We start from the raw sequence: 9484 nt of genomic DNA on the forward strand, positions 1-9484 counted from the left end.
TTGGCGAGCGAGCGGTGTGCTCAGGCAACCGCGACCAGCTTCTTGCCTTGTTGGCTGCTATCTACGATGAGAATGTTCGCCTTGGGGAAGAAGTTGAAGGTGGAGGCAGAGGCCCAGGTGTAGGCCCCCATCACCTTACCAATCACCAGTTCGCCAATAGCCAGATCCGGTAGCATGATGTCGTCGCGGATCACATCGACGCTATCGCAGGTAGGGCCGGCAAGCACCGAGTGATGAGGTTCTCCTTTGGCGAAAGGGGTGCTCACCGGATAGGTAACGTGGTCATAGAGCTGGCCGTTGTAACTGCCGTAGAGGCCGTCATCCAGGTAGTACCAGATCTTGTTACCGCGGTGGGCCTTGCCCATGACGCTAGAGATCGAGGTCATGGCCGGGGCACTAATAAAGCGGCCCGGTTCAGCAATTTTCTGTACCGTGGCGGGCAACTTAGCTAATGCGGTGCGGATCGGCGCACAGAAGCTGTCAATGTCAAGCTCGCCCCCCGCATAGTCGACCGGAAAACCGCCGCCAATATCCAGCACCCAAGGTTTGAGGCCGAGTGTCCAAGCCTGCTCCATGATCTCGCGGCAGGCGTCGATAGCCTGCACATGCCGTTGCGCGTGGGGTACTTGAGACCCGACGTGGAACGACAGCCCCATCACCTTGATCCCTTTGGCGTGGGCTAGTTGCAGCAGTGGCAGCGCCTGTTCTGGGGTGCAGCCGAACTTCTTGGAGAGATCGACCTTGGTCTCGGGGTTGGGGAAGCTGACCCGCAGCAGCAGGGTTACTTCATCCTTGTAGGGAATGAACTTTTCCAGCTCCAGCGGGTTGTCGTAGACAAACACGGTGCAGCCGAACTCCAGTGCATAACGAATGTCACTGTCGCGCTTGATGGGGTGAGTGTGGATGCAGCGCCCCGGGCGGACCCCTTGACTGCGCACCAGATCCACCTCGCCATTGGTAGCCAGATCGAAACAGGCCCCCTCTTCTTGTAAGACGGCTACCACCGCCTCGTGAGGCAGGGGTTTGAGTGCATAGTGCAATCGAACATCGGGCAGGGCGGCAGCCAGCGCCCGATATTGTTTGCGCACCGCTGCCTTGTCGAGCAGCAGCAGAGGAGAGCCGAATTGTTCAACCAGCTGACGGTAATCTTGTGCGACCACATCTTTTGCAACCACATCTTTTGCAACCAGAGTCTCGTTCATTCTCTTTTGGTCATCCTTAGGGGGCGTGATATGCCCAAGCCATATGCGATTGAACCGGCGACGGCCGGGTCAGGCGAGTGGTCCGGTGGGACCAACCAAGCACCGTGCATAAATGAGTGGCAAAGTGCTTGGTTATGCGCGGAATTATCTTCTTATTGAGTTTATGCGCAAGTAATTTGATTGGTTATGTTGTTGAGATTTTCTGGCCGAAACGAGAGAGGGCATTGTTTTCGCTGGCGTAGTTGTTGGGATGATTTTATTGCACGTAGTAGATTAAGTAATTGAATTGTTAAGTAAAGTTGAACGGTTTTATGACGATTAGCGGCAAGGCTAAAAAAGGAGAGGAGGGGAGTTTCAAGAGCAAGACAGCCCATGGTTTTTCAATTACCATGCGCGCTTCCTAATCCAAACTAGTTCGGATGAAGGTAGCAGGAGAGCGATGGGCAACCATCCACCGAAGAAGTGAATCTTTCAGGTACCGGGCAACCGGTGTGGACTGCTACTGGACGATACTCTGGAGAGACCCGTTCAATCGGGCGCCGAAGGAGCAAGGCACCATGACTACCCGCAAGGGCCGGCTGGCGCCGGAAACTCTCAGGCAAAAGGACAGAGGGGATGGGATGGTTGTACCTGAGCGTGGAACTGTTCACGATCTGTAACGAGAGGTCGTCAGCAAGGTAAAGAGCAGCGTAGGAACCGGAGCGTATAGACATACGTGAGCTTCTTGGTTCCATATAAGCGAGCTGCACATGAGCCTTGATCACGGCCTCGCAGTTAGCGTGTGAACACGTTCTTGGCTTGCATCCGATCGCCTCTGGCCGATCGCGACACCTATGGGAAGATCATCCTTCTCCTCCTTAATTGCTGTTTCTTAAGGAGGATGCATGTCATCAATTCAAGCGGCGTTAACCGCCATCGATAGCTTTATCTGGGGCCCGCCCCTGCTGATCCTGCTGGTCGGGACCGGTATCTATCTCACCCTGCGTCTGGGTTTGCTGCAGGTCGTGCGCTTGCCGCTCGCGCTGCGGCTGGTGTTTGGCCGCGATCAGGGGCTGGGCAAACAGGGGGACGTCTCCAGCTTCGGCGCCCTCTGCACCGCCCTCTCTGCCACCATAGGTACTGGCAACATCGTCGGGGTGGCCACTGCCATCAAGCTCGGCGGCCCCGGTGCCCTGTTCTGGATGTGGATGGCGGCGCTGTTCGGCATGGCCACCAAGTACGCCGAGTGCCTGCTGGCGGTCAAATACCGCCAGCAGGATGCCAACGGCCAGATGGCTGGCGGCCCCATGTACTATCTGGAGAAGGGGCTCGGTTCCAAACCGCTCGCCAAGCTGTTTGCCCTGTTCGGCATCGGCGTGGCCTTCTTCGGCATCGGTACCTTCCCGCAGGTCAATGCCATCTCCGACGCCATGAGCCTCTCCTTCTCGGTGCCCCGTGAAGCGACCGCCGTGGTGTTGACCCTGATCGTGGCGCTGGTGACCCTGGGGGGGATCCAGTCCATCTCCAGCGTGTCGAGCAAAGTCGTGCCCTTCATGGCCATCTTCTACATCGTCGCTTGTCTGGGCGTGTTGGTGAACAACGCCAGCGCCCTGCCCGATGCCGTCATGCTGGTGATCGAGAGCGCCTTCACCGGCCATGCGGCGACCGGCGGCTTCGTCGGCGCCAGCATCATGCTGGCCATTCAGTCCGGAGTGGCGCGCGGGGTCTTCTCCAACGAGTCGGGGCTGGGTTCTGCGCCCATCGCGGCGGCAGCGGCCAAGACCGACTCTTGCGTGGAGCAGGGGCTGGTCTCCATGACCGGCACCTTCATCGACACCATCATCATCTGCACCATGACCGGCCTGACTCTGGTGGTGACCGGGGTATGGGGTAGCGACTTGAGTGGTGCGGCCATGACCAGTGCCGCCTTTGCGCAAGGACTGGATGCCCATATTGGCCAGTATCTGGTGAGCATTGGCCTGCTGTTCTTCGCCTTTACCACCATCCTTGGCTGGAACTACTATGGCGAGCGCTGCACCGAGTACCTGTTCGGGGTGAAGGCGATCAAGCCCTATCGTCTGGTCTATCTGGCGTTGGTGGCGAGCGGTGCCTTCCTCCATCTGGACCTGATTTGGTTGTTGGCTGACATCGTTAATGGCCTGATGGCGGTGCCCAACCTCATTGGTTTGATAGGGTTGCGCCATATAGTGATAGCGGAGACGCGGGCGTATTTTAGCCAAGTGCGTGGGGCTGCTCGCTCAACCTCTGTGGCCGTCTGATGGGGGATCGTCGCACGTCATCAGCTGATCATAACAATATCGCGTCATATGCCAGTCAGCCTTGACTGGCATATCCACGAACTTGTTCATTGATAATGGCTGTTATTTTATTTACTTATTTATTAAGTATTGATTGAGCTCATTGCAATCGCCATTTAATTTGTATTGTTATCATCATGGTGAATATGTGGTGGAAATAAAAAGAGTGCATTTATTTTGGCTGGTATTAATGCGGTAGTTGGTAATAGGTGTTGGCTATGAACGAATATAAATTCGCCATAATAAATTACGTTGCAAGGATCATATTGCGCTATTTCAGCAAAAATAAGCGGTGATGGTCTGCACGGTGGGGTAGCAAACGGATAACACCTAACGCGGTGTTATCCGTTTATATCGACTTACTTATAAGCCGCTTGCCAAGGGAAATCGAGCCACTTGTCAAAGGTTTTATTAAATTGACCGCTTTCTATTTCCTGTCGTAACCACTGGTCGACAAACTGTTTAAATACCATATCGCGCGGCATTAAATAGGCTTTTTCAGAAAAATCAAATGGCTTGTCAGGATGTAAGGCACAGAGCTCGGGATGGATTTTTGCCTGCAGTTTTGTTTCTACTGCATCGGTCATCATTAAGTCTGCTTTGCCTTCAATAATCTGCTCAAAGATCGTGACGTTATCGGGATGGACCTTAATGGTGGCCCGTTTTAAATTTTCATTGGCAAACTTTTGATTGGTACCGCCTGGATTGACAATGGCAGTGACCCCAGCCTGATCGATTTGCGCCAATGTTTGAAAGCGGTCTTTGTTTTTGCACAAGGTGATAGGGGTTTTACCATCACGTAGATAGGGGGCTGAATAGAAGGCTACTTTTTGGCGCTCCAGGGTAACGGACACACCACTCATGGCTAAATCAAATTTTTGTTCACGTAAATCGTTCATCAAATTTGGCCATGTTGTTGGCACTAATTCGATCTTAACGCCTAGCTTATCGGCTAACCGTTGTGCCATCTCAATATCAAATCCGGCAAATTTCCCCTCGCTATTTTTACGATAACTAAAGGGCTTGTAATCGCCGGTGGTGCCAACCCGTAATACATTACGCTCGATAATTTGATCGAGCAGGTTATCTGCGGCAATGCTGACATTAGGCACAGTCAGTAGCGCTAATGTGGCGAGGGTTGCTGCACGGATATTGTTGTTATTTAAATAGTGATTAAGACTGTTTTTTGTTCTTTTGATGGTTTTCATAAGACACCGCAATTTGTTATCAATAAAAACGACGCAGTGAGCTAATTTTTTTGGCATCTGATACGTCGTTTGTTTGCCATTTACCAGCAGGAGGAAGATATCACTCCCCCTGCGGCAGGCCAAATATCATGTCATCTTTTAAGCCGCCCATTACAGGCGGCAGAGCGCACAGATTTTATTACCAGCGGGATCGAGTAAATAAGCCAAATACATTTTACTGATAGTCCCTTCCCGAACACCGGGAGGATCTTCGCAAGGGCTCCCACCATTTGCCAATCCTGCCGCGTGCCATTGATCTACCTGCTGAGTGCTGTTAGCGGTAAAACCTATGGTACTGCCATTCCCTTTGCAGGCTGGTTGGCCGTCAAGGGGTTTACTGATGGCAAAAATACCGGATGGGGTCTTGTAAAAGCAGCGTCCCTTGGCATCTATCACCCCAGCGGGATGACCGAGCGTGGCGAACGTCGCATCATAAAATACTTTTGATATATCAATATCATTGGCACCCAACATGATATGGCTAAACATAATTGTCTCTCCTTTGAACCTATTTGATAGGGGTGGTTGACGCCGTCTGATCTGTTACCGATGGCGCGCAGACATCGGAGCGTACATGCAATAACGGGCAATTTCGAGAGGATGCACCCGCGTCGATACAAGGCGTGACCGCGATCTCATCTGCCCCTATATCTCAGCGTGAGCCAGAACGGTATGAGGTTGCAGATAGCGGCTTGAGTGATGGAGCGAGTGAGTGGGTGATACCTGATGAGAGAGGCCTCCATCGGTGCTGGTATTGAGTTAGCGTTCTTGTTTCATGGTGGTCGTATCAGGATAAACAATAAGATTAAGCAACATATTGCTTGGGTTTAAGGATTTTTAACTGTTCAGGCAAGATATGCCGATAATATTCTCTGTTTGCGCAAGATATTGCTGAAAATGAAGGGGGATATGGGGGTGATTTTCTTAACTTGCTGATTTTAAATAAAAATAAAGTTGGCATGATAACTGCTATTTGGGTGAAGAGTATCAACTCGTTTAGTATTGTTCATTCATTATCAATTAGTTAGGAGCATATTCATGCCAACTCCATGTTATATCAGCATTGAAGGTAAAACTCAGGGCAACATCACCGCAGGTGCTTTCACCTCTGACTCCGTCGGCAACATCTTTGTACAAGGTCACGAAGACGAGATGCTGGTACAAGAGTTCCAGCACGTTGTTACCGTGCCGACTGACCCACAATCTGGTCAGCCTGCTGGTCAGCGTGTTCACAAGCCGTTTAAGTTCACCGTTGCTTTGAACAAAGCCGTACCGCTGATGTACAACTCTCTGGCCTCTGGCGAGATGCTGCCGAAAGTGACCCTGAAGTGGTACCGCACCTCTGTTGAAGGTAAGCAAGAGCACTTCTTCTCTACCGTGCTGACCGATGCCACCATCGTTGATATCGATTGCCAGATGCCACACTGCCAAGATCCAGCGAAGTCTGATTTCACCCAGCTGATCCAGGTTTCCCTGGCATATCGCAAGATTGACTGGGAGCACACTGTAGCCGGTACCTCTGGTGCTGACGACTGGCGTGCTCCAATCGAAGCGTAAGCATCGATTGATCTCCTTTTTTGTTTTGAATACCAAGAAGTGCTGTCACGTTACCCATCCGTCTGATGGCGGGTGGGTGAAGTAGACTTTTATCCCATCTGCTGCTCGGCAGATGGGACTTTTTATATCCCCCCTTACCTTCCCAGATTATTCCCACGCTATCGTTAGCCTGACAATCACTGTCAGGTGAGTCAGGGTATACCGAGCCATGCTGCCGTTAGCGCATAAACGCCATCAGCGCTATTACCGCAACCCCCCTTATGCTCCTTGTCCCTCAGCGGGTGAGTCGATATGATCCTCATCCACACCGCTTATGGCGTTGCTTAGCTCAGTATTGGCTTGATACGATGGCACGTTATTCTCCACAGCGGTTCAGTGTGGCTTTGTGATGGACCAACACGGGGTGAGTGGATAGTACGGGCGGATAGTAGAGTGGGTCGTACGAATCGGGGAGGAGAGTGGGCAGCGGGGATCAGCGCGCTGCCTGGGGAGGAATATCACTATCAGGCACTTAGCGGCAGTTATACCCGAAACTTACTGACAACCCCTTGTAGTTGGTTCGCTAGCAAGTTGAGTTCATTACACGCCTGTGCCATCTGCTGGGCACCGGTAGCGACCTCTTCTGAGGCGGTGCTGATGTTGATCACGTTGCGGTTGAGCTCTTGGCTTACCGATCCCTGCTGCTCGGTTGCGGTCGCAATTTGGATATTCATATGTGAAATATTGTTGACCGAATTGCTGATTGCGGCGATAGAGGTTCCCGCTTCTCGGGCGGTATGCACGGTTTCGGTCATCAACTCTTGACTCTGCTGCATGGTGACTCCCGCTTCGTTTGCCCGTTGCTGGAGTTCAGAGATGATGCCATTGATTTGGGAGGTCGAATCTTGGGTGCGTTTGGCTAAGGTTCTCACTTCGTCTGCCACGACCGCGAATCCACGCCCCTGCTCACCAGCTCGTGCGGCTTCAATCGCCGCATTCAGGGCCAGCAGGTTAGTTTGCTCGGCAATACCCTGAATCACTTCCAGTACCATGCCGATATTGCGGCTATCATCGCCCAGCTGGCGGATCACTACCGCGGTCTCCTCGATCGCCCCTGAGACTTTCTCGATCCTCACCGTTGCCTCGTTGACGGTGCTGCTGCCTTGAGATGCTGTTTCACTCGCATCAGTCGCAGCCCGCGCCGCATCGTTGGTATTACGGGCAACCTCTTGGACAGTTGCTTGCATCTGATTCATGGCGGTTGCCAGCTGATGCAGCTCATGCTGCTGGGCTCCCATGTTATTGGCTGATTGCGAGGCGACAGTGCTCATCTGCTCGGCCGCAGATCCCAATTGCACCACCGATCCCGATACCTCATTGACCAGCATCCGCAGGCTTTCCTGCATCTCGTTGAACCCCTCCGCTAACTTGCCGATCTCATCGCGGGAAAAGTGGCTCATATCAAGATTGGTGGTCAGATTTCCTCGTGACACTTGACGAGTCTGCTCCAACAAGATCATCACCGGATTACGAATTTGGCGGATCAGCAGCACCGCCACCACGATGACAAACAGTAATGTGATAGAGCTTAGGACAATACTCAGCGTATTCGCCTGTTGAAATGTTTGCTCGTTATGCAGCGTCAGTTCGCTGGCTGCGCGATCATTCTCTTCACGCATCTTTAATGCAGCCAGCCCAGCTTGTTCAGCCAGCTGAGTTTGATGCGCCAGTCGCTGTATGGCTTGCTGAGTATCCCCTTGCAGGAGGTCTGCCGCGATTAGATTGTGATTAGCGAGGTAGCTGGCGGCAGCTTCTTGAAGGCTGGTGAACATCTGTTTATCATTTTCTGATACCACAGGTAATGAGGCGTAATTCTTTTCTGCTTTTTCAAACTCTCCCCTGATGTTTTCGAAACGCTGCTTATGGGTCTGAAACTCATCCATATCCCGATTCAGGACATCGACCACCATTTGTGTTTCGGTGGCACGAGCATTGAGTAGGGTGGTCTGCATCTGAGTAGCAGCGCGGATAGAAGGGATAATGTTACCGGTAATTTCTGTGGTATCTCGATTGATGGCGGCGAGCTGGGCGTTGGTAAACCAAGAGTATCCCAGCATAATCAGGGCAAGGGCAGAGAATGCCATGACCAGCTTTTGCCCAATTGTCATATTTGTCAGCATATAACCTCTTTAAATTATTATTGACCCGAAAGACCTATTCCAGTCTTTGCTATCGGCGATATAATTAATTACGTGAAATGTAAATAGAGCTAAATATTAACCTGATCCACTTTTATTTAATTAGATATGGTTAATGCCACTGGTCTTATTTCGTTTTTAGTAAAAAACCAACCATGGTGAGCGATTAATTTGACCGTAAACGGTACGCGGGGCCATATAGCGGCTCGCTCGGTGTTCACTCCAGCCTAGTTTGGGCTGTTGGTTGACACTGCTGGTTTTGTTTAGGTGGCCAGGGGTTAGGCTGGTGACAGGGTGTATTGGCAACGGTTTACGTAGCACAGCAGTTAACTGCGATGCCACTGATCACTGGCGTAATTTGGTAATTCCCGTCTTCCCAGTTTTGGACATCTTTTCTGATCTAATGGATTGCTATGCCTGCCCCACGTTGCTCATTCTCTTTGTTAGCTTTATTTCATGAGCTTTATTTTATGGTAGCGATAGCCAGCCGAGGGACGGCTGGCTCAGAAAGCTGGGTGTCCAGTATCTTCTGCGTTGACTCAACTCAAGCTAACAATATGCATGAGATCGCCCTGATTGATGGCTGTTATTATATCTGGGCTATCCATTTTTATAATTTACTTGCAACGCTTGTAAGGCTGATGCTGAGTTGTTCATTTTTACTAACAACGCATCGAGGTTCCCATATTGAGCTCGCAATGATGCTTCGTATTTTACCAACTGATCATTTGCTGTTGCTTGTTTTTGATTTAAAGCACGTAAATCTGAATTAAGCTCATCCGTTCTTTGGGCTAACAAACCACCAGATTTGGTATACTCTTTCAACCCTTGGTTAAGGGTACTAGCAACGCCATTTTCTCCTCCAAACAACGCAGAGACCTGATCGAAGTTTTTATCAAGAGCTTCATCAAATTTTTCTTCATCAATAGACAATCTACCTTTATTGTCCATCTTAATTCCAATTTCAAATACTGTCGAGTAAGTAGAACTTGACTTACTTGGAC

7 protein-coding genes and 1 riboswitch are annotated in these 9484 nt (G+C 51.0%); of the genes, 2 read left to right on the forward strand and 5 right to left on the reverse strand.

Annotation, left to right across the window (positions count from 1 at the left end; genetic code table 11):
• Window positions 1-20: 20 nt before the first annotated feature.
• A complete protein-coding gene (locus CUC53_RS06975) occupies window positions 21-1202 on the reverse strand; it encodes a type III PLP-dependent enzyme (RefSeq protein WP_100293483.1) in 1182 nt (393 codons plus the stop codon).
• 504 nt (window positions 1203-1706) lie between these two features.
• A riboswitch (glycine riboswitch) is annotated at window positions 1707-1822 on the forward strand.
• 264 nt (window positions 1823-2086) lie between these two features.
• Here CUC53_RS06975 and CUC53_RS06980 point away from each other — a divergent pair.
• Entirely contained in the window at window positions 2087-3460 is a 1374-nt protein-coding gene (locus CUC53_RS06980) for an alanine/glycine:cation symporter family protein (protein ID WP_100293484.1), read from the forward strand.
• Window positions 3461-3858: 398 nt separating this feature from the next.
• Here CUC53_RS06980 and CUC53_RS06985 read toward each other — a convergent pair whose 3' ends face one another.
• Window positions 3859-4707 (reverse strand): transporter substrate-binding domain-containing protein, encoded by an 849-nt coding sequence (locus tag CUC53_RS06985; protein WP_100293485.1) that lies wholly within the window; start codon window positions 4705-4707, stop codon window positions 3859-3861.
• A 150-nt stretch (window positions 4708-4857) separates the two neighbouring features.
• Complete coding sequence (locus CUC53_RS06990; protein ID WP_100293486.1) at window positions 4858-5235, reverse strand: VOC family protein; 378 nt, start codon at window positions 5233-5235, stop codon at window positions 4858-4860.
• Between the two features lie 549 nt (window positions 5236-5784).
• Between CUC53_RS06990 and hcp1 the strand changes: the two genes are divergently transcribed.
• Window positions 5785-6303 carry a type VI secretion system effector Hcp1 gene (gene hcp1, locus CUC53_RS06995; protein ID WP_010634822.1) on the forward strand — a complete coding sequence of 173 codons (519 nt, stop codon included), beginning with the start codon at window positions 5785-5787 and terminating at the stop codon, window positions 6301-6303.
• A 521-nt stretch (window positions 6304-6824) separates the two neighbouring features.
• Here the strand turns inward: hcp1 and CUC53_RS07000 are convergent.
• Complete coding sequence (locus CUC53_RS07000; RefSeq protein WP_100293487.1) at window positions 6825-8462, reverse strand: methyl-accepting chemotaxis protein; 1638 nt, start codon at window positions 8460-8462, stop codon at window positions 6825-6827.
• A 618-nt stretch (window positions 8463-9080) separates the two neighbouring features.
• Window positions 9081-9484 (reverse strand): flagellar filament capping protein FliD (fliD, locus tag CUC53_RS07005; protein WP_157798213.1); only part of this gene is annotated, 404 nt, incomplete at its 5' end.

The organism is Aeromonas cavernicola (assembly GCF_002795305.1).
Taxonomy (GTDB): domain Bacteria; phylum Pseudomonadota; class Gammaproteobacteria; order Enterobacterales; family Aeromonadaceae; genus Aeromonas; species Aeromonas cavernicola.